26 protein-coding genes are annotated in these 25,632 nt (G+C 41.9%); 25 read left to right on the forward strand and 1 reads right to left on the reverse strand.

The window, feature by feature from the left end; genetic code table 11:
- The first annotated feature begins 352 nt into the window (after nucleotides 1–352).
- Both rluC and ACFSJY_RS09690 read left to right on the forward strand, forming a co-directional pair.
- Nucleotides 353–1,315 carry a 23S rRNA pseudouridine(955/2504/2580) synthase RluC gene (gene rluC, locus ACFSJY_RS09685; protein WP_386033693.1) on the forward strand — a complete coding sequence of 321 codons (963 nt, stop codon included), beginning with the start codon at nucleotides 353–355 and terminating at the stop codon, nucleotides 1,313–1,315.
- Nucleotides 1,308–1,985, forward strand: a complete 678-nt coding sequence (locus ACFSJY_RS09690) for an HAD family hydrolase (protein WP_386033695.1) — start codon at nucleotides 1,308–1,310, stop codon at nucleotides 1,983–1,985. The genes rluC and ACFSJY_RS09690 overlap by 8 nt, the downstream gene beginning before the upstream one ends.
- Here ACFSJY_RS09690 and ACFSJY_RS09695 read toward each other — a convergent pair.
- Complete coding sequence (locus tag ACFSJY_RS09695; RefSeq protein WP_386033697.1) at nucleotides 1,936–2,535, reverse strand: Maf family protein; 600 nt, start codon at nucleotides 2,533–2,535, stop codon at nucleotides 1,936–1,938. The two genes, ACFSJY_RS09690 and ACFSJY_RS09695, sit on opposite strands and share 50 nt — an antisense overlap.
- Before the next feature lie 127 nt (nucleotides 2,536–2,662).
- Between ACFSJY_RS09695 and yceD the strand changes: the two genes are divergently transcribed.
- The 23 genes from yceD to ACFSJY_RS09810 all read left to right on the forward strand — a co-directional run bounded on the left by yceD (nucleotide 2,663) and on the right by ACFSJY_RS09810 (nucleotide 25,632).
- On the forward strand, nucleotides 2,663–3,175 hold the full coding sequence (yceD, locus tag ACFSJY_RS09700; protein WP_386033699.1) for a 23S rRNA accumulation protein YceD: 513 nt from the start codon (nucleotides 2,663–2,665) through the stop codon (nucleotides 3,173–3,175).
- A 38-nt stretch (nucleotides 3,176–3,213) separates the two neighbouring features.
- Entirely contained in the window at nucleotides 3,214–3,384 is a 171-nt protein-coding gene (rpmF, locus tag ACFSJY_RS09705; protein WP_386033701.1) for a 50S ribosomal protein L32, read from the forward strand.
- An 11-nt stretch (nucleotides 3,385–3,395) separates the two neighbouring features.
- Nucleotides 3,396–4,424, forward strand: coding sequence for a phosphate acyltransferase PlsX (plsX, locus tag ACFSJY_RS09710; protein WP_386033703.1), 1,029 nt, complete (start codon nucleotides 3,396–3,398; stop codon nucleotides 4,422–4,424).
- A 7-nt stretch (nucleotides 4,425–4,431) separates the two neighbouring features.
- Complete coding sequence (locus tag ACFSJY_RS09715) at nucleotides 4,432–5,391, forward strand: beta-ketoacyl-ACP synthase III (protein ID WP_386033705.1); 960 nt, start codon at nucleotides 4,432–4,434, stop codon at nucleotides 5,389–5,391.
- 34 nt (nucleotides 5,392–5,425) lie between these two features.
- Nucleotides 5,426–6,367 carry an ACP S-malonyltransferase gene (gene fabD, locus ACFSJY_RS09720; RefSeq protein ID WP_386033707.1) on the forward strand — a complete coding sequence of 314 codons (942 nt, stop codon included), beginning with the start codon at nucleotides 5,426–5,428 and terminating at the stop codon, nucleotides 6,365–6,367.
- Nucleotides 6,368–6,396: 29 nt separating this feature from the next.
- Nucleotides 6,397–7,131: a 3-oxoacyl-ACP reductase FabG gene (gene fabG / locus ACFSJY_RS09725; RefSeq protein ID WP_386033709.1), complete on the forward strand. Its 735-nt coding sequence runs from the start codon at nucleotides 6,397–6,399 to the stop codon at nucleotides 7,129–7,131.
- Between the two features lie 166 nt (nucleotides 7,132–7,297).
- Nucleotides 7,298–7,531, forward strand: a complete 234-nt coding sequence (acpP, locus tag ACFSJY_RS09730; RefSeq protein ID WP_386033711.1) for an acyl carrier protein — start codon at nucleotides 7,298–7,300, stop codon at nucleotides 7,529–7,531.
- Between the two features lie 122 nt (nucleotides 7,532–7,653).
- Nucleotides 7,654–8,892, forward strand: a complete 1,239-nt coding sequence (gene fabF, locus ACFSJY_RS09735) for a beta-ketoacyl-ACP synthase II (protein WP_386033713.1) — start codon at nucleotides 7,654–7,656, stop codon at nucleotides 8,890–8,892.
- 96 nt (nucleotides 8,893–8,988) lie between these two features.
- Entirely contained in the window at nucleotides 8,989–9,792 is an 804-nt protein-coding gene (gene pabC / locus ACFSJY_RS09740; RefSeq protein WP_386033715.1) for an aminodeoxychorismate lyase, read from the forward strand.
- Entirely contained in the window at nucleotides 9,789–10,781 is a 993-nt protein-coding gene (gene mltG / locus ACFSJY_RS09745) for an endolytic transglycosylase MltG (protein WP_386033717.1), read from the forward strand. The genes pabC and mltG overlap by 4 nt, the downstream gene beginning before the upstream one ends.
- Nucleotides 10,781–11,410, forward strand: a complete 630-nt coding sequence (gene tmk, locus ACFSJY_RS09750) for a dTMP kinase (protein WP_386033719.1) — start codon at nucleotides 10,781–10,783, stop codon at nucleotides 11,408–11,410. Before mltG ends, tmk begins: the two co-directional genes overlap by 1 nt.
- 4 nt (nucleotides 11,411–11,414) lie before the next feature.
- On the forward strand, nucleotides 11,415–12,344 hold the full coding sequence (locus tag ACFSJY_RS09755; RefSeq protein WP_386033721.1) for an AAA family ATPase: 930 nt from the start codon (nucleotides 11,415–11,417) through the stop codon (nucleotides 12,342–12,344).
- 13 nt (nucleotides 12,345–12,357) lie between these two features.
- Nucleotides 12,358–12,684 (forward strand): PilZ domain-containing protein, encoded by a 327-nt coding sequence (locus ACFSJY_RS09760; protein WP_386033723.1) that lies wholly within the window; start codon nucleotides 12,358–12,360, stop codon nucleotides 12,682–12,684.
- Between the two features lie 14 nt (nucleotides 12,685–12,698).
- Complete coding sequence (locus tag ACFSJY_RS09765; RefSeq protein WP_386033725.1) at nucleotides 12,699–13,463, forward strand: TatD family hydrolase; 765 nt, start codon at nucleotides 12,699–12,701, stop codon at nucleotides 13,461–13,463.
- A 369-nt stretch (nucleotides 13,464–13,832) separates the two neighbouring features.
- Complete coding sequence (locus ACFSJY_RS09770) at nucleotides 13,833–15,062, forward strand: nucleoside recognition domain-containing protein (RefSeq protein WP_386033727.1); 1,230 nt, start codon at nucleotides 13,833–13,835, stop codon at nucleotides 15,060–15,062.
- Between the two features lie 131 nt (nucleotides 15,063–15,193).
- Nucleotides 15,194–15,904, forward strand: a complete 711-nt coding sequence (locus tag ACFSJY_RS09775) for a GntR family transcriptional regulator (protein ID WP_386033729.1) — start codon at nucleotides 15,194–15,196, stop codon at nucleotides 15,902–15,904.
- Nucleotides 15,905–15,917: 13 nt separating this feature from the next.
- Nucleotides 15,918–16,808, forward strand: a complete 891-nt coding sequence (prpB, locus tag ACFSJY_RS09780; RefSeq protein ID WP_386033731.1) for a methylisocitrate lyase — start codon at nucleotides 15,918–15,920, stop codon at nucleotides 16,806–16,808.
- 76 nt (nucleotides 16,809–16,884) lie between these two features.
- Complete coding sequence (gene prpC, locus ACFSJY_RS09785) at nucleotides 16,885–18,015, forward strand: bifunctional 2-methylcitrate synthase/citrate synthase (protein ID WP_386033733.1); 1,131 nt, start codon at nucleotides 16,885–16,887, stop codon at nucleotides 18,013–18,015.
- A 215-nt stretch (nucleotides 18,016–18,230) separates the two neighbouring features.
- The gene (gene acnD, locus ACFSJY_RS09790; protein WP_386033735.1) at nucleotides 18,231–20,834 is read left to right on the forward strand and encodes a Fe/S-dependent 2-methylisocitrate dehydratase AcnD; all 2,604 of its coding nucleotides are present in this window, start codon (nucleotides 18,231–18,233) and stop codon (nucleotides 20,832–20,834) included.
- A 281-nt stretch (nucleotides 20,835–21,115) separates the two neighbouring features.
- A complete protein-coding gene (gene prpF, locus ACFSJY_RS09795) occupies nucleotides 21,116–22,294 on the forward strand; it encodes a 2-methylaconitate cis-trans isomerase PrpF (protein WP_386033737.1) in 1,179 nt (392 codons plus the stop codon).
- A 366-nt stretch (nucleotides 22,295–22,660) separates the two neighbouring features.
- Nucleotides 22,661–23,746, forward strand: a complete 1,086-nt coding sequence (locus ACFSJY_RS09800) for a porin (protein ID WP_386033739.1) — start codon at nucleotides 22,661–22,663, stop codon at nucleotides 23,744–23,746.
- 8 nt (nucleotides 23,747–23,754) lie between these two features.
- Nucleotides 23,755–24,174: a substrate-binding domain-containing protein gene (locus tag ACFSJY_RS09805; protein ID WP_386033741.1), complete on the forward strand. Its 420-nt coding sequence runs from the start codon at nucleotides 23,755–23,757 to the stop codon at nucleotides 24,172–24,174.
- 372 nt (nucleotides 24,175–24,546) lie between these two features.
- The gene (locus ACFSJY_RS09810) at nucleotides 24,547–25,632 is read left to right on the forward strand and encodes a porin (RefSeq protein WP_386033743.1); all 1,086 of its coding nucleotides are present in this window, start codon (nucleotides 24,547–24,549) and stop codon (nucleotides 25,630–25,632) included.

Genomic DNA, 25,632 nt, shown 5'->3' on the forward strand with positions numbered 1-25,632 from the left:
CGCCACATGCATAGTCAGGCATTAGATATTCATTCGCCAAGGGCTTTTTCTACCTGCTATTACATGACTAACTGTAATATTTGCATCTTTTACGCTGGACAAAATGTTGATGCCAGTTCTTGGCAAGTTACTCGCGCCAAGCTGTGCAATGGGCTGGTCAGTTAACACGTCTATCGCGCATTAAAGTAGCCGCATTTCGCCTCTTACATTTCGCAAAATTGCGTCCTTTTGTTACGTAGCTGACCTTCTGTCAGCGTAACCCTTTTATTATCCCACTAAGTTTGCTAATAACGCAAACAATTCAAGGGTTAAATTAAAGAAAAATTGCACATTTTTATGCTAGACTGCGCGCATGAAAGAAGACAGCAAACCAAAAGTACGTTTTTTCACCATTGATGCAGATGAAAGCGGGCAAAGAATAGACAATTATTTGCTTAAAACCCTAAAAGGGGTGCCGAAGAGTATGATTTATCGGTTACTCAGGAAAGGGGAAATTCGTGTTAACAAAAAACGCACTAAACCTGAATATAAAATTGCAGCCGATGATATTGTTCGTGTGGCGCCAATTCGTGTATCTGAAAAATCTAATCCGGTCTCTACGCAGCTTAATGTTGTGTCTAATTTAGAGTCACAAATACTCTATGAAGACGAAGCGTTATTAGTCATAAATAAACCCTCTGGAATGGCGGTACACGGTGGTAGCGGCGTTAATTTCGGTGTGATAGAAGCGTTACGTGCATTGCGTCCAAATACTAAAATGTTGGAATTGGTGCACCGACTAGACCGTGACACATCTGGTTGCCTCGTTGTGGCCAAAAAGCGCTCTGCCTTGCGTAATTTACATCAGCAATTGCGCGATAAAAAAGTGCAGAAGTTTTATCAAGCGCTTGTTAAAGGACGCTGGTCACCAAAATTAACAAAAGTGACCGAAGGTCTGAAAAAGAATGATCTGAAGTCAGGTGAACGAGTTGTTGTAGTCGACAACATAAACGGTAAAGAATCCGAAACTCGTTATAAAGTGATTCAACATTATGAGGGCGCAACGTTAGTGCGCGCTTTTCCTGTTACAGGTAGAACACATCAAATTCGCGTTCATTGTCAAACGAAAGGGCATCCAATAGCGTGTGACCCCAAGTATGGTTATGAACCATTTGATGATGATATGCGAGATAAAGGGCTAAAAAGGCTCTTTTTACATGCAGCAAGTATTGAGTTCACGCATCCACGTACTGAAAAGCGTTTAAAAGTAGAAGCGCCACTCGATGGTAATTTAGCTAATGCATTAAAACAGCTTACGGTGGCTAAAAATGGATAATTATAAGCTCTATATTTTTGATTGGGATGGCACATTAATGGACTCTATTGGTCGAATAGTGTCATCGCTTCAAGCTGCTGCGCGCGCTCTTTCATTGGAGCCTCCAACAGACGAGGCCGCTAAAAGTATCATCGGATTAAGTTTAGTACCGGCAATAGAGAGGCTATTTCCCTTAGTGACGGAATCTCAAACTGAACAATTAATCGCTGAATATAGACAACAATACTTGCATGAAAATACCGTACCGTCGCCGATGTTTGAACATGTCGATGTGATGTTGGGAGCCTTGCGTTCTCAGGGTAAGCTAGTGGCTGTGGCAACAGGAAAAAATAGACCAGGTCTAAACAAAATGTTGTCTGACACGAATACTGGAGAGTATTTTCACCAAACGATATGTGCGTGTGAGGCAGAGTCTAAACCGAACCCGCGAATGTTAGAAATATTGTTGCAGGATTTGGGGGTCGAAACACATGAAGCGTTGATGATAGGCGATTCTATTCATGATTTAACGATGGCTAATAATGCAGGGATAGACAGTGTAGGTATTACACTGGGTGCTGACACCAAAAAGTCATTAGAAAAGTGCCAGCCCAATGTCATTGTTGACTCAATTTCAGAGCTTATTCAGTTATTGACTGGTGCTCCAGTACATTCACACCAAAACGTTTAAACAATTCACACAACTTTATCAATGGTAGGCCGATCAACGTGTTGGGGTCGTCGCCTACCAACTTTTCAAACAAACAAATACCTAAACCTTCACTTTTAAAGCTACCTGCGCAGTTTAACGGCTGTTCGGCTTTAACATAGGCTCTAATTTCTAGTTCTGTCAGTTGTCTAAAATAAACACTGAATTGTTCTACCAATGTTTTTGCTTCTTTTGTTGCCGTATCAAACACAGATAAACCTGTTAAGAAAGTAACGTGCTGGCCGCTAAATGACATTAGTTGCTTGATAGCGTTTTCTTCGGTGTGGGGCTTCCCTAAGATTTTGTCGCCAAATACAGCAACCTGATCTGAGCCTATGATCAGCGCATTTTCAAAATCAGCTTGAACCGCCATTGCTTTTTGCTCGGCAAGTCTTGCGACAAGTTGCTCTGGTGTTTCATTTGCTTGCGGTTTTTCGTCGATATTGGGCTTAGCTGTTTCAAAGTGAATGTTCAATTTCGCTAAAATTTCTTTGCGATAAGGAGAGGTTGAACCAAGTACAATCTTTTTCATGTTTCGTTCACAAAATATGCGTATTAAAAGTTATCTTCGTCTAATATTGTATCTGTTAATCATTTTTAAAGAAAAACCTTAAATTTCTTTTGACACATGCCTGTATGGGCTTTATTATGCGCGCCTTATGCAGAACCTTAAGCTTCCAATAACGATAGACCCGTACAAAAGTGCGCAACGACGACTTGAGTGCGAAGGTGTATTTCAGTTATCGGAAATGAAGAGATTGCTCGATGCGTGTGTTAGCACACAAGAGCAAGTTGAAGTTAGTTTTCAGTTTGATGTGGATGAACTTGGTCTGGTAGTAATATCAGGTAAGGGGTCGGCATCAGTAGGACTGACATGCCAACGTTGTAATGACGAATTTGTGCATGAACTGGAAATCGACTTCCAGTTCAGTCCGGTTAAGAACGCTGAAGGTGCTGATGATTTGCCGTCGTATTACGACGCAATCGAATTAGATGAAAATGGTGAAGTTAACTTGCGAGAGTTAGTGGAAGACGAGTTAATCCTTGCGATTCCATTGATTCCAAGGCATGAACCTGAAGATTGTAACGCTGAGTCGGATACAACCTGGGGGGAGTTGCCCGAGGAGCTTGATAAGCCGAATCCATTTGACGTATTGAAACAACTCAAGTAGTTATATTTTAGTTAGCAACCGATTTTAGGAGTTAGGCTATGGCAGTTCAAAAGAGCAAAAAGTCTCGTGCAAGACGTGGTATGCGTCGTTCACACGATGCTTTAACAGCAGAAAATTTATCAGTAGATCCAGTATCAGGTGAGACTCACCGTCGTCACCACGTTACTGCTGATGGTTACTACAAAGGTGTTAAAGTAATCGCTAAGTAAGCGATTGACCTTTGAATAATCTAACCATAGCGTTAGATGTTATGGGGGGCGACAAAGGCCCCCTAGTAACAATTCCTGCTGCCATCATGGCGGTAGAGCGGTTACCCACACTTTCTCTTATCCTCTGTGGTAACCAAGATATTATCCAAGAGCAACTCGCTCGTCATAAAGCATTAAATCACCCCCAATTGACAATTTTGCACACTACGCAAAGCGTTTCTATGTGTGAAAAACCGTCTGTGGCCATTCGTTCGAAGAAAGATTCGTCGCTTCGCAAAGCCATAGATTTAGTCGATTCTGGCGAAGCGATGGCTTGTGTTAGTGCGGGAAACACTGGTGCTCTCTTTGGCACAGCGCACTTTGTGTTAAAAACACTACCGGGTGTAGAGCGGCCTGCGCTTATCTCTGCGTTGCCAACCAAAGATAATAGTCAACATGTGTTTATGTTAGATCTTGGGGCCAACGTATTTTGTGATGCGAATATCCTCTATCAATTTGGTTTGATGGGGGCGGTAATGGCAGAGCAAGTTGATGGTATACCAAAACCACGTATTGCACTGCTCAATATGGGCGAAGAAGACATTAAAGGTAGTGATCATATTAAGCTTGCTGCCGCACAATTGTCACAAAACCCGGATATAAATTATGTTGGCTTTGTAGAAGGAAATGATATTTTTAACAACAAAGCCGACGTTATAGTTTGTGATGGTTTCGTAGGTAATGTAGCGCTGAAAACGTGCGAAGGTGTAGCGCGATTAGTCTATGAAAAAGTTAGAGAAGTTTTTGAAAAGAACGTAATAGCCAAAATATTAGGGCGTTTTTTGGCTCCAACCTTAAAAAAACTGTTTAAATCGCTGAACCCCGACCAGTACAACGGTGCAAGTCTGATAGGATTGCGTGGAATTGTGGTTAAAAGCCACGGTAACGCAAATTCCAAAGCATTTTTTACAGCGATTATGGAAGCTGTAAAAGAAGTAGAAAGACAAGTTCCGCAAAAAATTAGCGATAAGTTGGAACAAGGATTAATACAAAGGCCCTAAATAAAATATGTATTCGAAAATTATTGGTACCGGTAGCTACTTTCCCGCTCAAGTAAGATCTAACGCTGACCTTGAGAAACTAGTCGATACGACTGATCAATGGATTACCGAACGCACAGGTATCAAAGAACGCCGAATTTCTAATCCTGAAGAAACAGTGGCTTATATGGGGGCTCAAGCCGCCAAAAAAGCACTGGAAGCGGCTAACCTTAAGCCTACAGACATCGACATGATTGTCATGGGAACAACCAGTTCCGCAATTTCTCTTCCTAGCTCTGCTTGTATGGTGCAGCAGTACCTGGAAATACCGAATATTCCAGCATTTGATGTTGCAGCGGCATGTTCAGGTTATATCTACAGTTTGAGTGTTGCTGATCAGTATATTAAATCAGGCATGGCAAAGCGTGTGCTTGTAATAGGTGCGGATAACTTGTCACACATGTGTGATCCAAGTGATCGCACTACCTTGATTTTGTTTGGTGATGGTGCTGGCGCAACCATTATAGAAGCAAGTGAAGAACAAGGTATATTGTCAACGCATTTGCACGCAGATGGAAAATTCCAACCTTTACTGGGGTGTGATTTGCCACAACGTGGTGATGCAATGTCTGTTGATAAGTCATACATCTACATGACAGGTAATGAAGTATTTAAAGTTGCGGTGACCAAACTTAGTGAAATTGTTAACACAACACTTGAGCACAACAACATGGAAAAAACCGACATTGATTGGTTAGTTCCTCATCAAGCCAATCTCCGAATTATTTCTGCTACCGCTAAAAAACTATCATTGCCGATGGAGCAAGTTGTTGTCACACTTGATAAACACGGTAATACATCGGCGGCAACAATTCCTACTGCACTAGACATTGCCATTCGTGATGGACGAATTAAACGCGGTCAAACACTATTATTAGAAGCCTTCGGTAGCGGGTTTACCTGGGGTTCGGCGTTAGTTAAGTACTAATCGCTATTTCGATAAAAATAAATTAGGTAATACAATGCAAGAAAATTTAGCTTTTGTCTTTCCTGGACAAGGTTCTCAAGCAGTTGGCATGCTGGCTGACTTTGCAGACAATGAAATTGTTCAACGTACCTTTAAGCAAGCCTCTGACGCGCTAGGGTATGACGTGTGGCAACTTGTGTCTGAAGGCCCAGATACGAAACTTAATGCAACTAATTTCACGCAGCCAGCTTTATTGACGGCGAGCGTTGCGATGTTTCGCGTATTAGAAGCAACTTCACAAGCAAAGCCATCGCATTTGGCAGGTCACAGCCTTGGTGAATATTCGGCACTTGTTTGCGCCGGTGTTTTATCATTAGAAGACGCAGTCGTGTTAGTTGAAAAGCGCGGTGAATATATGCAAGCGGCTGTACCTGAGGGAATTGGTGCAATGGCTGCGGTTATTGGTTTAGGTGATGCTGATATTATTGCTGCATGTGAAAAAGCCGCAGGTGATGACGTTGTCTCGGCAGTGAATTTTAATTCACCAGGGCAGGTTGTTATTGCTGGTCATGCTGCTGCAGTAGAAAGAGCAGGCGAATTGTGTAAAGAAGCTGGCGCCAAACGTGTGTTACCGCTTCCAGTTAGTGTACCTTCTCATTGTGCATTAATGAAAGATGCGGCTGATAAACTGGCTGAGTCTTTGAACGCATTGACATTTAACCAACCGGTAATCCCAGTAGTGAATAATGTTGATGTTGCGATAGTGTCTGATGCTGAAAGCATTAAAACGGCACTAATACGTCAGTTATACAGCCCCGTACGTTGGACTGAAACGGTTCAGTATTTAGCGGCTCAAGGTGTTGATACCTTGGTAGAAGTTGGTCCAGGTAAAGTATTACAAGGGCTTGTAAAAAGAATAGATAAAACAATTGCTGGTGTTTCAGTCAACGACAATGCGTCGTTAACCAAAGCACAAGAAATGCTAGCAAACGGTTAATTAATAAAAGAATTACAGCAGGAAAAACTATGTTTTCATTGGAAGGTAAAGTTGCACTTGTTACAGGTGCAAGCCGTGGTATTGGTAAAGCAATTGCGAGCCAATTAAAAGAGCTTGGTGCAACCGTTATCGGTACAGCCACTTCAGAAGGTGGTGCAGAGAAAATCAGCGATTATTTAGGTGCTGGTAATGGCATGGTATTAAACGTAACAAGTGATGACTCAATTAATGCGTTATTTGAAGCAATAAAAACGAATCACGGCGGCGTTGATATCTTAGTCAACAATGCCGGTATAACGCGTGATAATTTGATGATGCGTATGAAGGACGATGAGTGGAATGACATAATTGATACGAATCTTTCGTCTGTTTATAAAATCAGCAAGGCAGTGCTGCGCCCGATGATGAAAAAGCGCGAAGGCCGTATCATCAATATTGGTTCTGTCGTAGGTACTATGGGTAATGCGGGCCAAGTGAACTATGCAACTGCGAAAGCTGGTCTGCTAGGGTTTACTAAGTCTTTAGCACGTGAAGTTGCATCTCGCGGCATTACGGTAAATACTATTGCTCCGGGTTTTATCGACACCGATATGACTCAAACCTTAACGGACGAGCAAAAAGAAGGTATTTTCTCTCAAGTACCGGCTAACCGCCTAGGTAAGCCTGAGGAAATTGCGAGTGCAGTAGCGTTTCTAGCGTCTAACGCAGCGGGTTACATTACCGGTGAAACGTTACATGTGAATGGTGGCATGTACATGGTTTAACAGTGTTGTTACGAACCTTGTTAAAAACCAAAAACTTGATATAAATATAAAGTTGCCAAGAGGTTAGACCAGAAGAAAAACTAAAATTAGTTGCTTGCATGGTTAACCTTTGGCGAATACACTACACGCAATTTGCAAAATTGCATATTTTAGTAAAGGAAAAAAAATGAGTACTATCGAAGAACGCGTAAAGAAAATTACAGTTGAACAACTAGGTGTGAGCGAAGACGAAGTAACAAATGAAGCTTCATTCGTAGACGACCTAGGCGCTGACTCGCTTGATACTGTTGAATTAGTTATGGCGTTAGAAGAAGAGTTTGATACAGAGATTCCTGATGAAGAAGCAGAGAAAATCACTACTGTTCAAGCTGCAATCGATTACGTAAAAGCTAACCAGTAATATCTCGAATCAGGCGGTTTGTCAGTAAACCGCCTGATTACTTTCTACGTATTGCATTTTCGTTTTAGTAACGAACATTTATTACCTTTCTCAATTCTATTCTATCGGAGGCAACTCATCCTATGCGACGTGTTGTAGTTACCGGTCTTGGTATGTTAAGCCCACTGGGCAACACACCTGAATCTACATTTGAAGCATTGCTAGCAGGCAAAAGCGGTATTGGCATGATCGAACATTTCGATACGTCAGACTACCCAACAAAATTTGCAGGTTTAGTGAAAGACTTCAATGCAGAAGACTATATGCCTAAAAAAGACGCCAAAAAAATGGATTTATTTATCCAGTATGGTGTTGCTGCAGGTGTTCAAGCGATTAAAGACGCTGGATTAGAAGTTACAGAAACTAATGCTAGCCGCATTGGTGTTGCTGTAGGCTCAGGCATTGGTGGTTTAGGCCTGATTGAAGAAAACCACGAAAAAATGCTGAAGAGTGGTCCGCGCAAGCTTTCACCGTTTTTTGTACCTTCAACCATAATCAATATGATTGCGGGTCACTTATCTATAATGTACGGCCTAAAAGGACCTAACATCTCTATTGTTACCGCTTGTACGAGTGGCGTACATAATATTGGTCATGCCGCACGAATGATCGCTTATGGCGATGCAGACGCTATGGTTGCTGGTGGTGCTGAAAAAGCTTCTACTCATCTTGGTATGGGTGGATTTGGGGCAGCACGTGCATTGTCAACGCGTAACGATGAACCAACGAAAGCCTCTCGCCCTTGGGACAAAGACCGCGACGGCTTCGTGTTAGGTGATGGTGCAGGTGTTATTGTATTAGAAGAGTATGAACACGCTAAAGCGCGTGGCGCTAACATTTACGCAGAGCTAGTTGGCTTTGGTATGAGTGGTGACGCATTCCATATGACATCCCCACCGCCAAATGGTGAAGGTGCTGCGGCGTCAATGCAAAATGCAATTAATGACGCTGGTGTAGATAAGTCGAAAATTGGCTATATCAACGCCCATGGTACCTCGACACCAGCAGGTGATATTGCAGAGACAAATGCTGTGAAATCAGTATTTGGCGAACATGCAAATAGTTTGATGGTTGGTTCTACCAAGTCAATGACGGGCCATTTGTTAGGTGCTGCTGGCTCTGTAGAAGCCATTTTTACTATCCAAGCGATTGCTAATGGTAAAGTGCCTCCAACAATTAACTTAGAAAATCCAGATGAGGGGTGTGATTTAGATTACATCACTGATGGTGCAAGAGACGTAGACCTAGAATACGCATTGTGTAATTCATTTGGTTTTGGCGGTACTAACGGTTCGTTATTATTTAAGAAAATCACTGATTAATTAGTGGTCAAGTAAGCATGCATTCATAGAATTCGCTTGCGCTTAAATCTCGAAGCCTGAATACTTAATGGTATTCAGGCTTTTTTTATGTAATTTATGACGTTACTGCATCAAGAGATTTTTCAAGGACCCGAAACATTCTTGCCAATAACCAGCAGAGGAGTGGCATATGGTGATGGCATTTTTACGACTGCAAAAATTGAAGCGGGTGAAGTAAAGGCCTTAAACTTACACATTACGCGACTAACTGAAGGCTCCGAGTGGCTTGGCTTAACCTTTGATTCGACTTTATTGACCGCTCATCTACAACAGCTAGCGAAACAGTTTCCCCTAGCAGTATTGAAGGTTTTACTAACCGCTGGAGAGGGGGGGCGCGGTTACTCAAGAGCCAATGCGAGTGCAGAAAAAATACTGATTACCGTTCACGAATTTCCTAAACATTATTTTAATTGGCAAAAAAAGGGGATTTGGCTTGGGTTAGCAGAGACTAAACTTGGCATCAATCCTTTGCTTGCGAGCAAAAAGCATTTAAATCGTTTGGAGCAGGTTTTTGTCAGAAGAGAGCTGGACGCTCGTAAAGAGGATGACATCGTTGTTCTGGATATCAACAATAATGTCGTGGAGACATCAGCGGGAAATATTTTTTGGCTGCCCAGGGGAAGTAAGCAATGGCAGACACCTTCTGTTGTTAACGCTGGCGTTGATGGTTTAGTTCGCCAACAGCTCTTATCTCAAATTCCGACGACCATTGTTGAACAATGCCCAATTGATTTGCTAGATAATGCCGAGGCTGCGTTTATTTGTAACTCTGTGATGGAGCTTGTACCTGTCTCAATGTGGCGAGATAAGCCACTAACAATAAACGCCGTGCAAGACGTACAAGAGATGGTTAAGTTATGAAGAAATTTTTAATCCTAGCTGTTGTTGGACTGACGGTGCTATGGGGCCTTTATTTTAAAATGTCGCAATCAATGCATGCACCGTTGAACCTTGAACAGACACAACTCATTGTTGTAAAGCCTGGCGCAAACATGCACAAGTTTTCCAAGCAATTGGTTGAATCTCAGCTTATAGACTCGCGTTTTTGGCTCCGCAATTACGCGCGACTGAATCCTGATAAGGTGGCCATTAAGTCAGGGACTTATCAAATAACGCCCAGCGATACAGTGCTTTCACTACTCGACAAAATTGTTTCAGGTAAAGAACATCAGTTCTCAATGACTTTCGTTGAGGGAAGCACCTACAAAGAGTGGCTTGCAGCGCTTAGCCAACATCCTCAAATTAAACAGTCGACACCATCTTTAGATAGCGATAGTTTGCGCGCTTTACTTGGTGTTGATGAGTTAAATGTTGAAGGGCTGCTGTTTCCCGATACCTATGCATTTACTGCCGGTACGCTTGATAAGACACTGATCAAGCGAGCATATGTGAAAATGCAGCAAGAACTTGATAGCGCGTGGGAGAACCGCCAGCAGGGTTTACCTTATAAATCTTCCTATGAAGCCTTGATCATGGCCTCTATTATTGAAAAGGAAACAGGACTTATTTCTGAGCAATCTCGTATCGCGTCTGTTTTTGTTAATCGTCTACGTAAAAAAATGCGCCTTCAAACAGACCCAACCATTATTTATGGTTTAGGCGAACGCTATAAAGGCGATATAACGCGTGCTCACATGCGAGAAAAAACAGCATATAATACCTACCGAATTGATGGTTTACCGCCAACGCCAATTGCCATGCCAGGACTTTCAGCTATTCAAGCAGCCTTGCATCCAGAAGCAAGTGATTATTTTTACTTTGTCAGCAAAGGTGACGGTAGCCATTATTTTTCAAAAGACTTGGCAGAGCATAATAAGGCTGTCAGAAAATACATATTAGGCAAATCTTAATGACCCGCGGAAAATTTATTGTTATTGAAGGAATGGAAGGAGCAGGAAAATCTTCAGCCATTGATGTCATCAAAGCAGTATTGAGTGAACACAATATTTCATTTATTCAAACCAGGGAGCCTGGTGGTACACCATTGGCGGAAGAGTTACGCACCATTGTTAAGTCGGCAGAGCACGATGAAAAGGTTACCCAAGAAACAGAATTATTTTTGATGTATGCCAGTAGAAGCCAATTGGTGAACAATGTTATCAAACCCGCTCTTGAGCGCGGAGACTGGGTGATTGGCGATCGACATGATCTATCGTCACGCGCGTATCAAGGCGGTGGACGCAATATTGATGATAGTGTGATGAATACAATTGCAGATATAACACTGAAAGGCTTTAAACCAGATATCACGATTTATATGGATATTGAACCAGCCATTGGTTTGGCGAGAGCCAGAGAGAGGGGCGCATTAGATCGTATTGAGCAAGAAGATATGGCCTTTTTCGAGCGCACCCACCAAAAGTATCGTGAGTTTGCCAGTCAGGATGACACTGTAGTGACGATTGATGCAAGCCAAACCATGCCGAAAGTGCACGAAGATATTCGCCAGCAATTAACGCTTTTTGTGCAAGGTAACTAGGTTTATGCAATTTCCTTGGGTTGAGCAGTTAAAAGGTCAACTTTCTAGCCAGTTATCACAAGGTCGACTGCCGCATGCGTTACTGCTTTCTGGTAGCAAAGGTGTTGGTAAAAAACACCTTGCTGAATGGTTAGCTCGGCTAATCTTATGTCAAACGCCTATTAGAAATGGCAATGTTGATTCTCAAGCGTGTGGTCATTGTAAGCACTGCCTACTGATAAATAGTGGAACGTTTCCGGATTTAAAATCGTTGGAGTCAAATGACAACATAGGTGTTGATGATATCCGCTCTGTAACACGCTTTTTAGAAACCACTGCGCAGATTGGTCAATCAAAAGTCGTTGTTATCTCTCAGATAGAACATATGACCGTAGCGGCAGCCAATGCTCTTCTAAAAACGCTGGAAGAGCCTAATGTAGGTAACGTTCTCATCCTATCAACTGATAACATCGACTTGATATTACCGACTATTGTGAGTCGCTGTCAGCGGGTTGATATCAGACCTAATAACCAGCAATTGACTGCCGAGCAGCATGAAAATCATCCATTTGCTAACGCGAGTTATTTACCCGAGCTATCTGACTTTGAAAGCAAAAAAAATCATGACCAACTTGTTGCGCATTTTTTAACTTGGGTAACGGGACATGCAGCCTTTGTCGAATTTGAACATCTATTTTTGAGTGAAGCAAAAGGGCTGATATGGCTAGAACGCCTCGTCAGCAATATCATCAGAGAGCAACATGATTGGCTTAAAGATGAAGCTATCGGTGGTGATTTGACGGAAATTATCAGACAAAAGCTAGATATTGATTCGCTCCATCGTATTTTTCAGTTAATATTAGCGACAAACAAGCAACTAGCGACTTACGCACAGGTAAACGAAACGATGGCAAAGCAACAGTTTTTAGTAAAACTGCAACGCTTAGTCTCGTAAACCAAGAGGGAACATGGATAACTTACACATCGAATTTATTACAGAGCGAGATCTATATCAGTCATATATGCCTTTTCTTAAGCAGGGAGGTTTATTTATTCGCACCCCTGAATATTTTGAACTGGGCACTGAGATTTCACTAGATGTTTTGTTACCAGACTCTCTTGAAAAGTCGAATGTAAAAGGTGTTGTTTGTTGGTTAACACCGGTTGGCGCTCAAAATGGTACGCCCCCTGGCATAGGTGTTAGCTTTACTGAAGATTCAGAAAATGTACGCGCGCAAATTGAGAAAATGATCGCTCGCCATCTAAATTCTGCTGAACCCACATTAACCATGTAGTTAAAGGTTATTCCGTGTTTATAGACTCTCATTGTCATTTAGATCGACTTGATCTCAATGACTTTCAATCTATTGATAATGTTGTTGCTGCTGCTGTGGATGCAAACGTTAGTGAAATGCTCTGTGTGAGCGTAACGCTTGATGAGTTTCCATCAATGGTTGAAAAAACGGCTGCCTATAGCAATGTGCATTTATCATGTGGCGTGCATCCGCTTAATCAGTCAGATGTAGTCGTTCAAGAGAGATTGCAATCACTTGCCACTCACCCGCGTGTTATCGCTGTTGGCGAAACGGGTTTAGATTATTTTTATGCACCCGAAACAAAAGAGGTGCAATTAGACGCTTTTCGTAAACACATTCGTGTTGCTCGCGCCTTAAATAAACCTCTTATTATTCACACGCGTGATGCAAGGCAAGATACATTAGATATCCTCAAAGAGGAGAAGGCGGACGAGGTTGGCGGTGTATTGCATTGTTTTACCGAGAGCCTAGAAATGGCAGAAGCAGCAATGAAAATGGGCTTTTACATTTCATTTTCTGGTATTGTTACTTTTAAAAATGCGTCAGAGTTGCGCGAAGTTGCTAAAGTTATACCTGATGATCGTTTCCTTATTGAAACAGATGCGCCATATCTAGCGCCTGTTCCTTATCGCGGCAAACAGAACCAGCCTGCATATGTGGTCGAAGTCGCTAAACATTTAGCGAGCATTAGAGGTCAATCGGTAGAGCAAATTGCGGAACTCTCAACCCAGAATTTTAAGACACTTTTCAAGCTTTAGATAAAAAAGGACCCGAAACGAATCCTGTTTCGGGTTCCAGGGGAATGGCTCATGTGATTGAGCCGTGCGCTAATTAATTAATCTGTTGTTTCCTTTTATTTGTCTTTATCTACCTTTTATCTATGTGCGAGCATTGGTTAAAAAATAAGCTAAAGTAATTTAATTGTAGTGCATTCTTTCACTAATGCTATTAAAAAATGAATATTTTTTAACCTATTGTTTTTTATGTAATTATATAGCCTTTCACTCGTTTTAGTTCACAACTCATCCATAATTTGTTCACTGTTTGTGCACACCTTGTCTACAGCTAGGTTTACAGGCTAATTTATGTCATGATGGCGTAATAACAACTTAAATAAATAAACTATTGTGCTTAACAAAATCTGGATAAGCTTTTTCTTCCTCGCTTTTTTTTCTTGTTGTTATCAATACCTCTTTAACGGCAACGCCACTATTTTTTCTGATGTGATTAATAGCATTTTTAACATGTCAAAAGTCACCGTTGATATTGCGATTGGCCTTATTGGTATTTTGAGCTTCTGGTTAGGGATGATGAAAATAGCCGAGCATGCTGGGCTTATTGCAAAAATTGCAGATTGGATTTCACCTCTTTTTCAACGGCTCATGCCAGAAGTGCCTAAAGGCCACCCTGCTATGGGATCGATGACAATGAACCTATCGGCCAACTTTCTTGGGTTAGACAATGCTGCTACACCACTTGGCTTAAAAGCTATGAAAGACTTGCAGACGCTTAATAAAAAAGAAGACACGGCGACAGATGCGCAGATTTTATTTTTAGTATTAAACACCAGCTCTGTCACCTTATTTCCTATCGCTGTTTTTGTGTATAGGGCGCAGCAAGGTGCAGCTAATCCAACTGATGTTTTTATTCCTATATTGTTAGCGACCTTTGCGTCTAGTTTCGCTGGCTTATTAGCAGTGTCCTATAAGCAAAATATTCAGTTATTGAATAAAGTAGTGTTGATGTATTTTGCTGCAGGCTTTGCTGTACTGATGTCACTCATATTGTATTTTGCTCAACTCACTAGTGAAGCGCTCTCTGAACAGTCATCCTTGCTTGGCAATTCTCTCATTTTGGTCACTATCATCACTTTTATTTTGGTAGCCGTTCGGAAAAAAGTGAATGTATATGACGCGTTCATAGAGGGAGCAAAAGAGGGCTTTGATACCAGTATCAAACTTATACCCTACTTGTTAGCAATGTTAGTCGCCATTGGGGTGCTCAGAGCAAGTGGCGCATTAGAGCTAATTGTCGACATATTTCGTTATGCCGTTGCTTTTGTTGGTTTTAATACGCAGTTTGTCGATGCGTTACCTACGGCCATTATGAAGCCGCTCAGTGGTTCTGGGTCTCGAGCAATGATGATTGAGACCATGAATAATTTTGGTGCAGATTCTTTCGCAGGCCGCTTAGCCTCTATCATGCAAGGTTCGACTGAAACAACGTTCTACGTACTTGCCGTGTATTTTGGTTCTGTCGGTATTAAGCATACGCGACATGCTGTTAGCTGTGGCCTGTTTGCTGATTTTGCAGGAATATTTGCTGCGATATTAGTCTGTTACTGGTTCTTTGGTTAAATTGCCTAGCTAAGTGTCATAAATACATCACAAAATATTCATTAATTGTCGACAATATAGACTTTGGTTTACTTGTATTTCCGAGATAAACCTCTATACTTGCCTTGAAATTTACTAATTGTCGACAATTTGTGAGCAATAATCCAACACAATTAACCCCAATCACGACGGCCGATAAGGTATTTACCCAGATCCAACAAGCTATTGTGGAAGGGGAGATGCCAGCTGGTACCAAAATCAGTGAACCGGAGTTATCTCGAAAATACGAAGTTTCTCGCTCAACGCTACGCGAGGCATTAAACCGTTTAGAGAAGTGCCATTTAATTGAACGTAAGCCTAATGTAGGCTCACGCGTCGTAGAGTGCACAGTGGATGGGTTGTTAGATCTTTATATTGCCCGTGAAGCGCTGGAAGGTATGGCTTGTCGACAAGCGGCGATGAAAATGTCTGATGAAGAAATCTCAGACATGAAGCAAATGCTGGCGCATCACGCTAAAGCAAAAGACCTGCAAGACGGCATTGCCTATTATCAAGAAGAAGGTGATCTCGACTTTCATTACAAGGTGATTTTAGGCAGTCACAATCAACAGTTGATCAACATTCTTTGTGGTCAACTTTATCATTTATTGCGCATGTATCGTTGTCAATTTGGCATGAACAGTCCGCGTGCAAGCAAAGCGTTTGATGAACATTCAAGAATTATTGACGCGATTGCAGATAGGGACGGTGAACTGGCTGAAATGCTAATGAGGCGACATATTGCGGCATCACGTAAAAACATTGAAAACAAGATTGCTTTATTGCAATCAGACAATACGAATAAACAAGCAAATAACGATTAAAGAGGACAATGACATGTCTGCAAGATTATCACCGGGCGCTAAGTTTCGAAAGGCGCTAGAAAACAATAAACCGCTTGCCATTGTAGGCACAATTAACGCGTATTGTGCAATGATGGCAGAACAAATTGGCCATCAAGCTATTTACCTTTCAGGTGGTGGTGTAGCAAATGCATCTTATGGTTTACCTGACTTAGGTATGACGTCACTCAATGACGTAATTGCCGATGTGCAACGTATAACTTCAGCATCTAGCCTACCTTTAATGGTAGATATCGACACTGGATGGGGCGGAGCATTTAACATCGCTAAAACCATTCGTGATATGGAAAAAGCAGGTGCTGCGGCAGTACATATTGAAGATCAAGTGGCGCAAAAGCGTTGTGGTCATCGCCCAAACAAAGAAATCGTTTCTACAGAAGAAATGGTTGATCGTATCAAAGCTGCTGTGGATGCAAGAACAGATGAAGACTTTTTCATCATGGCTCGAACAGATTCATTCGCACAAGAAGGGTTGGACGCTGCAATAGCACGTGCTAAAGCTTATGTTGCAGCCGGTGCTGACGGCATTTTTGCTGAAGCTGTGCAAACAGAAGAGCACTACCGCGCATTTTCTGAAGCGTTAGATGTACCAATTCTAGCGAATATTACCGAGTTTGGTAAAACCGAACTTTGGAGCCAAGAGCAGTTAGGAGAGTGGGGCGCTGATATGGTGCTTTACCCATTGTCTGCATTCCGTGCGATGAACAAAGCGGCAGAATCTGTTTATAAAACGTTACTGACTGATGGTCATCAGAAAGCCGAAATTGAGAATATGCAAACGCGTATGGATCTTTATGACTACCTTGGCTATCACGACTATGAGCAAAAGCTAGATTCACTATTTGCCGAAGGCAAAAATAAATAATTAATAGAACAATGCAAAAGAGCTGACGATAAAGCAGTTAGCTCTAACAACAAGTTAAGTATGAAGGAATAGAGTAATGGTTGATAAAAAATTGGGTGGAGCAGGCCTTCGTGGTCAGAGCGCAGGTGAAACTGCATTATGTACTGTAGGTAAAACGGGTTCTGGTTTAACGTATCGTGGTTACGATATCAAAGACTTAGCAGCAAATGCACAGTTTGAAGAAGTCGCGTACTTATTACTATACGGCAACTTACCAACGCAAGCTGAATTAGACGCGTATAAAGCGCGATTAAAAGGCATGCGTGCGTTGCCAGATGCACTGAAAGTTGTACTCGAGAACATTCCAAAGGATGCACATCCTATGGACGTGATGCGTACAGGTACATCCATGCTTGGCAACTTAGAAACGGAAGCAACAGATTTTTCAGATCAACTTGACCACATTGACCGGATGTTAGCCATTTTCCCTGGCATGTTGAACTACTGGTACAACTTTAGCCATAACGGCGTTCGCATCGAAACAGAAACAGAAGCTGACTCAATTGCGGAACAGTTCCTTTGGACACTTCACAATAAAAAGCCTGAACCGCTTCACGTAGACGTTATGCATGCATCATTAGTGCTTTATGCTGAGCATGAGTTCAACGCGTCGACGTTCACTGGCCGTGTTTGTGCATCAACGCTTTCTGACATTCATTCTATTGTTACCGGCGCTATTGGTTCTTTACGTGGCCCATTACATGGTGGTGCCAACGAAGCAGCAATGGACATGATTGAACAGTGGGAAACTGCTGATGAAGCTGAAGAAGCAATGATGGGTATGTTAGCTCGTAAAGAAAAGATTATGGGCTTTGGTCATGCTGTTTACCGTGAGTCAGATCCGCGTAACGCTATCATCAAAGAGTGGTCGAAGAAGCTTTCTGAGCAAGTAGGCGATACTAAATTGTACGCTGTATCTGAGCGCTGTGAAGCTGTTATGTGGCGCGAGAAGAAATTGTTCTGTAATGCAGATTTCTTCCATGCATCAGCATACAATTTTATGGGTATTCCTACTAAGTTGTTTACGCCAATTTTTGTTTGTTCACGTGTATCGGGTTGGACTGCTCATGCGATGGAGCAACGTGCTAATAACCGAATTATTCGACCGTCAGCAGATTATACAGGTCCAGACGCTCGTGATTTTGTCTCTATTGAAAATAGAAACTAGCTCGGAAGTCTAGTTAGACTTTTCACTACGTTATAAAGAAAAGTTAACTGCTCACATACTTCTTGTATGCTGCGCGTTAACTTTTCTTAAAGCCTTGTGAAAAACCAAACTATCTCTTCCTTTATTTATGTGTTGAGAGCGAAGCAGTACTCAATACCCAGCTCTTTGCCGAAAAGGGCTTCAATTTCTAATCAAATTCAAATTGTAGGTAAATTATGAACTACGATTATCGTAAGCCGCTACCGGGCGCTAATATTGACTTTTTCGATACCCGTGAAGCGTGTGAAGCCATCAAACCTGGCGCTTACGCCAAACTCCCTTATACATCTCGTGTGCTAGCAGAGCAGTTAGTACGAAAATGTGACCCTGCAAGCTTAAACGCTTCTTTAGAGCAGATCCTTAACACCAAACGTGATTTAGATTTTCCTTGGTATCCAGCACGCGTTGTTTGTCACGATATCTTAGGTCAAACAGCCTTGGTTGATTTAGCTGGCCTGCGTGATGCTATCGCAGAGCAAGGTGGTGATCCTGCGAAGGTAAACCCTGTAGTACCAACACAACTAATAGTTGATCACTCTCTTGCTGTTGAAGCTCCGGGTTTTGACCCTGATGCATTTGAGAAGAACCGCGCTATTGAAGATCGTCGTAATGAAGATCGCTTCCATTTTATTGAATGGACAAAAACGGCATTTAAAAATGTTGATGTAATTCCAGCTGGTAACGGCATCATGCATCAAATTAACCTAGAGAAAATGTCGCCAGTTATTCAAAATCGTGACGGCGTTGCATTCCCTGATACTTGTGTAGGTACTGATTCTCATACACCACATGTCGATGCATTAGGTGTTATTGCTATCGGTGTTGGTGGTTTAGAAGCTGAAACGGTAATGTTAGGTCGCCCGTCAATGATGCGTTTGCCTGATATTGTCGGTGTTAAACTTGTTGGCAAACGTCAACCAGGTATCACGGCAACGGATATCGTTTTAGCCATTACTGAATTTTTACGTAATGAAAAAGTTGTTGGCGCATACCTAGAATTCTTTGGTGAAGGCGCAAGCTCACTATCTATTGGTGATAGAGCCACTATCTCAAATATGACACCAGAATATGGTGCATCAGCAGGTATGTTCTATATCGATCAACAAACGATTGATTACTTAAAAATTACAGGACGCGAACCTGAGCAAGTAGAGCTCGTCGAAACTTATGCTAAACACACAGGTTTATGGGCTGACGATTTAGTTAACGCTGAATACGAACGCGTATTGGAATTTGATTTATCAACGGTTGGCCGCAACATGGCAGGCCCTTCAAACCCACACCGTCGTTTAGCAACCGCTGATTTAGCGTCGAAAGAAATTGCAAAAGATTTAGATAAAGCAAAAGCAGAAGAAGCAAAAGGTTTAATGCCAGATGGCGCTTGTATCATCGCTGCTATTACTTCTTGTACCAACACCTCTAACCCACGCAACGTTGTTGCCGCAGGTTTGGTGGCAAAACGTGCTAATGAACTAGGTTTGATTCGTAAGCCTTGGGTAAAAACTTCGTTTGCTCCTGGCTCTAAAGTCGCCAAACTTTATCTAGAAGAAGCAGGGCTGTTAACAGAATTAGAAAAGCTTGGTTTTGGTATTGTTGCATACGCTTGTACAACGTGTAACGGTATGTCTGGTGCATTAGACCCGAAAATTCAGCAAGAGATTATTGACCGTGACTTGTACGCTACGGCAGTACTTTCGGGTAACCGGAACTTTGATGGCCGTATTCACCCGTATGCCAAACAAGCATTCTTAGCATCGCCACCATTGGTTGTTGCTTATGCGATTGCAGGAACAATGCGTTTTGATATTGAGCAAGATGTATTAGGGCAAGATCAAAACGGCAATGATATTCGTTTGAAAGATATTTGGCCTTCTGATGAAGAAATTGATGCAATTGTTGAATCATCAGTTAAACCAGAGCAGTTCAGAAAAATCTACACGCCAATGTTTGATTTAGGTGCTTTTGAACCTGCTGAGAGCCCATTATATGACTGGCGAGAAATGTCGACGTATATTCGTCGTCCACCATACTGGGAAGGTGCATTAGCTGGAGAGCGCACCATGAAAGGTATGCGTCCATTAGCGGTGTTAGGCGATAACATCACAACGGATCATTTATCACCATCAAATGCAATTTTGTTAGACAGTGCTGCTGGCGCCTATTTACATAAAATGGGTCTACCAGAAGAAGACTTCAACTCATACGCAACTCATCGTGGTGATCACTTAACAGCCCAGCGTGCAACATTCGCAAACCCTAAGTTATTTAACGAAATGGTGCGTGACGAAGCAGGTAATGTTAAACAAGGTTCACTTGCTCGTATCGAGCCAGAAGGTGTTGAGTCTCGTATGTGGGAAGCAATCGAAACCTACATGGAACGCAAACAACCGCTTTGTATTATTGCGGGTGCCGATTATGGTCAAGGCTCTAGCCGAGATTGGGCCGCTAAAGGTGTTCGTTTAGCAGGCGTTGAAGTAATTGTCGCTGAAGGCTTTGAACGTATTCACCGTACAAATCTAATTGGTATGGGTGTATTGCCTTTACAGTTCATAAATGGTGAAACTCGCGAGACCTACAACATTGATGGTACAGAAACATTTGATGTTAAAGGCGAAACGTCACCAGGTGGTGAGATGACGGTTATCGTTAACCGCAAAAATGGCGAGTCGGTAGAAATCCCAGTGAAATGTCGTTTGGATACAGCGGAAGAAGTTGTTGTTCATGCTGCAGGTGGGGTGCTACAAAAATTTGCAGCCGATTTCTTGGAGTCTAATGTTTAAACGGATATTTTAGCTTTCTGCGTTGTTGGTGATGCTCATGTACACTTGTACATTCCGCGTCACCGCCTAGCAGAAAACAAAAATATCTCGCTAAAACATCAAACTCTATTCAAGTTAATTGTATTCAAAGGCGACTAGAGTCGCCTTTATGTTTTAAAAAATAGATTTTTCACTGAGTTATTTGGAAGGAGTACAAGGCGGTTAAAAGGAGCATAGTAGTCTATGTGACGTTAACTAACGCAGTAATCGTTGCAAATAACAAGTGAACACATGGAGAAAATATGAAACATACTCCACAAGTAAAAATTCCAGCTACCTATATCCGTGGTGGCACGTCAAAAGGTGTTTTCTTTAATTTAACGGATTTACCAGAACGTTGTCAGATCCCAGGTGAAGCCCGTGACAATATGTTGCTTCGTGTGATTGGCTCTCCCGATCCATACGGTAAACAAACTGATGGCATGGGTGGTGCTACCTCGAGTACGTCTAAAACGGTTATTTTAGCGAAGTCAGAAATTCCTGATCATGATGTCGATTACTTATTTGGCCAAGTAGCCATTGACAAGGCATTTGTTGATTGGTCGGGTAATTGTGGCAATTTAACCGCTGCGGTTGGTTCTTTTGCGATTTATTCTGGTTTAGTTGACCCAAGTAGAATTCCAGAAAATGGGGTTTGTACTGTTCGCATTTGGCAGAAAAACATCGAAAAGACCATTATTGCGCAGGTTCCAATTACCAATGGTGAAGTGCAAGAAACAGGTGATTTTGAATTAGACGGAGTTACATTTCCTGCTGCTGAAGTCCCTGTAGAGTTTGTTGCTCCTGTCGATCCATCTGAAGCTATGTTTCCAACAGGGAATATTGTTGATGACTTAGAAATTCCATCAGTAGGGACATTTAAAGCAACAATGATAAACGCCGGTATTCCAACCATTTTCTTAAATGCCGATGAAATAGGCTATCAAGGTACTGAACTTCAAGACGACATTAATAACAGTGATGAAAAACTCGCTTGGTTTGAAAATGTTAGGGCGCACGGTGCGCTTAAAATGGGGTTGATTACTGATTTAGAAGAAGCAAAAGCACGTCAGCATACCCCTAAAATTGCATTTGTTTCACCTGCAAGTTCTTATACCGCGTCGAGTGGCAAACTGATTGAGCAAGAAGCCATTGATTTAAATGTACGTGCTTTATCTATGGGTAAATTGCATCATGCCATGATGGGAACGGCTGCCGTTGCCATTGGTACGGCTGCTGCGATTCCGGGAACGTTGGTAAACCTAGCTGCTGGCGGTGGTGATAAGTCTGCTGTAACTTTCGGTCATCCTTCGGGAACATTGAAAGTAGGCGCGCAGGCAAGTTGCGAAGCGGGTAATTGGGTGGTTGAAAAAGCCATTATGAGTAGAAGTGCAAGGATCTTAATGGAAGGTTTTGTTCGAATTCCTGCAGATAGTTTTTAATGCGTTAGCCCCTTAACTAGCTAAAACATTGTCATAGCAAATGCCGTACTCTTTAGTGCGGCATTTTTGTATTTATCTACAGGAAATATTTCTAAATACCGATTATTTCTGGCATTTCTTACTTTTTGTTCTTTACTTACATGTAAATGAGTCCATGTGGAAGTGGCTTATGCAGTTGCAGGTTTCCGCATCCAAGTTTTGTATTTTTGTTAACGACGGATGAAGTCTACGAGGTTAAGGATACTAAGGCTGCTTTCTATGCTGTATGGCAGCCTTTAGTTTAATAATAAAAATAATGGAGTAAGGAAGTTTTACGCTATTGAAATAGCGCATTGGTTTTATTGAACATACTAAGAGAGTATCAACATGAAGACTAAAACAGCATTACTGGTTGCCGCACTATCAACGTCGGTAATTTCATTATCCTCCCATTCAGAAATCAATCTTTCGGGGTTTGCTAGTATAAACGCTGGTAAAGTGCTCAGTGGTGATGGTGTTCCGCAGTTCGGGTTACCACCAACGTTTCTTGCTGATTACCCGATTGTGTCGGTTTATGAAGAGGAATGGGACTTTGATCCTGAAAGTTTATTTGGGCTTCAGGTAAGCGCAGATTTAATGGAAGGACTTACCGCTACAGCACAAATTGTTGCTAGAGGTGCAGATGAGTGGGATCCTGACTTCGAGTGGGCTTACCTATCCTATGAAATAAATGATAATTGGACGGTGCAGGCGGGTAAGAAGCGTCTGCCGCTATTTTATTATTCAGACTTCTATGATGTAGGTTATGCCTATGTCTGGATGCGAGCGCCAGCTGACAACTACACATGGCAAATATTTAATTATACAGGCGCTAACGTTTTGTATACGACTGACATAGGCGACTGGTCTCTACAAGCAAACCTATACACCGGTAAGGAAGACGATAAAGACAACAAACTGCTAGGCGATTTCTTTTTCGGTGGTGCTGAAACACGCGAAATTTGGAAGGATATTTTTGGCGGTGTTGTAAATGTTAGCAAAGATTGGTTTGAGGCTCGATTATCGGTAATGGAATACACCAATGAGCGTTATATCGACGGTGAGCGACAGTTCTTTGGTGATAAAGATTATCGTGATGGCACATTTTACGGAGTAGCATTCAATTTTGATTTTGAAAGTTGGTTTGTGTTGACCGAAATGAGCCGTCTGGAACTCGATTCTGACTTCGATACGCGGATGTTAACACTGGGTTATCGTTGGAACGAATTTACACCTTTCGTTGGTTATTCGGAATATGAACAAGACGATCCAGATGGAGAAGAGCACAATACAACAATGGTTGGTTTACGATGGGACTTCCACCCCTCAGCAGCGTTTAAAGTGCAATATGACAAAGTAGAAGACAACTCTTTTGCACTCGCGGTAGCCGGTGATAGTGAAGCTATTACCCTTGGCGTTGATGTTGTATTTTAGGGAGATAGATGATGAGAATATTTCTTAAAACCACCTCGCTGCTTGCACTGTTATTAAGCTTTTCTAGCGTTGCAGAAGTGGCTGTAATTGTAAATAGTAATAATGCAGACAACCTTGATGCGAAAACGATTAAGCGGATTTATTTAGGTAAGTCCAAATCTTTTCCCAGTGGCACAAAAGTGCAAATGTTGTCACTACCGGATTCTTCGTCAACGACGTCAGACTTTCGAGAAAAAGCACTCGGAAAGTCCAACAGCCAATACAAGTCTTACTGGTCAAAATTGGCGTTTACGGGAAAAGGAACACCGCCAAAAGAAATGGCAAACGATAATGCGATGGTAGACGCGGTAAAAGCGGATCCTGGTGCCATTGGTTTTGTCGATAGTGGCAGTGTAACCGGTGACGTAAAAGTTGTAGCTACCTTCTAAATTGACACCTTTGTACACTAACAAAAATACCGAATCGTAGATTCGGTATTTTTTTGCTTAATGGCCTTCAACATTTTATTCAGAGCATGATTTCTTTTTATATTCCTGCCGTTTCCTGTCTTTATAATGGACTTAGGTATCTATTGTTACACCTCTGTACTAAAGGCTATCTAATTTTGTAACAGCTAACCGTGTTTTTAGTTACAAACTAGGTGTTTTAACACTAAAGAAATACATAAGTGTTACGTTTGAGATAGTATTGTAACTCTATGTATTTAAACGTTAAAAATCTCTCTATAATGCGCGCCGTTTTGTAATCAAGTATTAAAACTAGCGCATGGTTTTGATAAAACATACCGAGAGAGAATCAAAATGAAACTTAAGTCTGCAATAGCACTTTCCGCTGCCACAGCGTTAACTGCTTCACTACCAGTTATGGCAGAAGTAAATTTATCAGGTTTTGCCAGCATTAACGCTGGTAAGGTTTTGAGTGGTGACGGTGTTCCCCAATATGGAGTAGAACCAACATTCCTTGCTGATTATCCAATTGTGTCTGCTTACAACGATGAGTGGAGCTTTGACCCAGAGAGCTTATTTGGTTTACAAGTTAGTGCGGAATTGACCGATGGCTTATCGGCTACTGCACAAATTGTAGCGCGTGGTGCCAACGAATGGGATCCAGAGTTCGAGTGGGCATATATTTCTTACGAAATTAACGACGAATGGACCGTTCAAGCTGGTAAAAAGCGCCTACCGTTATTCTACTACTCAGATTTCTATGATGTTGGCTACGCTTACGTTTGGATGCGTGCGCCTGCAGACAACTACACATGGCAGATTTTTAACTACAACGGTGTAAATGCGCTTTATTCAACTGATATCGGTGAATGGTCGATACAAGCTAATGTTTACGCAGGCCGTGAGGACGACAAAGACAATAAGCTATTAGGTGATTTCTTCTTTGGTGGTGCGGAAACACGAGAAATCTGGAAAGATATTTTAGGTGGTGTCGTTAACGTAAGTAAAGATTGGTTTGAAGCCCGCTTAACGGTAATGGAATATACAAATGAGCGTTACATTGAGGGTGAGCGTCAGTATTTTGGAGACAAAGACTATCGTGATGGCACATTTTATGGCGCAGCGTTTAATTTCGATTTTGAAAACTGGTTTGTGTTAACCGAAATGAGTCGTTTAGAACTTGATACTGAGTTTGATACTCGTATGGTCACATTTGGCTACCGTTGGAATGAGTTTACACCATTTGTCGGCTATTCAGAGTACGAACAAGACGACCAAGACGGTGAAAACCATAACACAACAATGGTTGGTTTACGTTGGGATTTCCACCCATCAGCAGCCTTTAAAGTGCAATACGACAAAGTTGAAGACAATTCATTCTCTCTCGCTGTAGCGGGTGATAGCGAAGCGTTAACGCTTGGTGTCGACGTAGTTTTTTAG

The organism is Thalassotalea euphylliae, assembly GCF_042682785.1.
Classification (GTDB): domain Bacteria; phylum Pseudomonadota; class Gammaproteobacteria; order Enterobacterales; family Alteromonadaceae; genus Thalassotalea_F; species Thalassotalea_F euphylliae.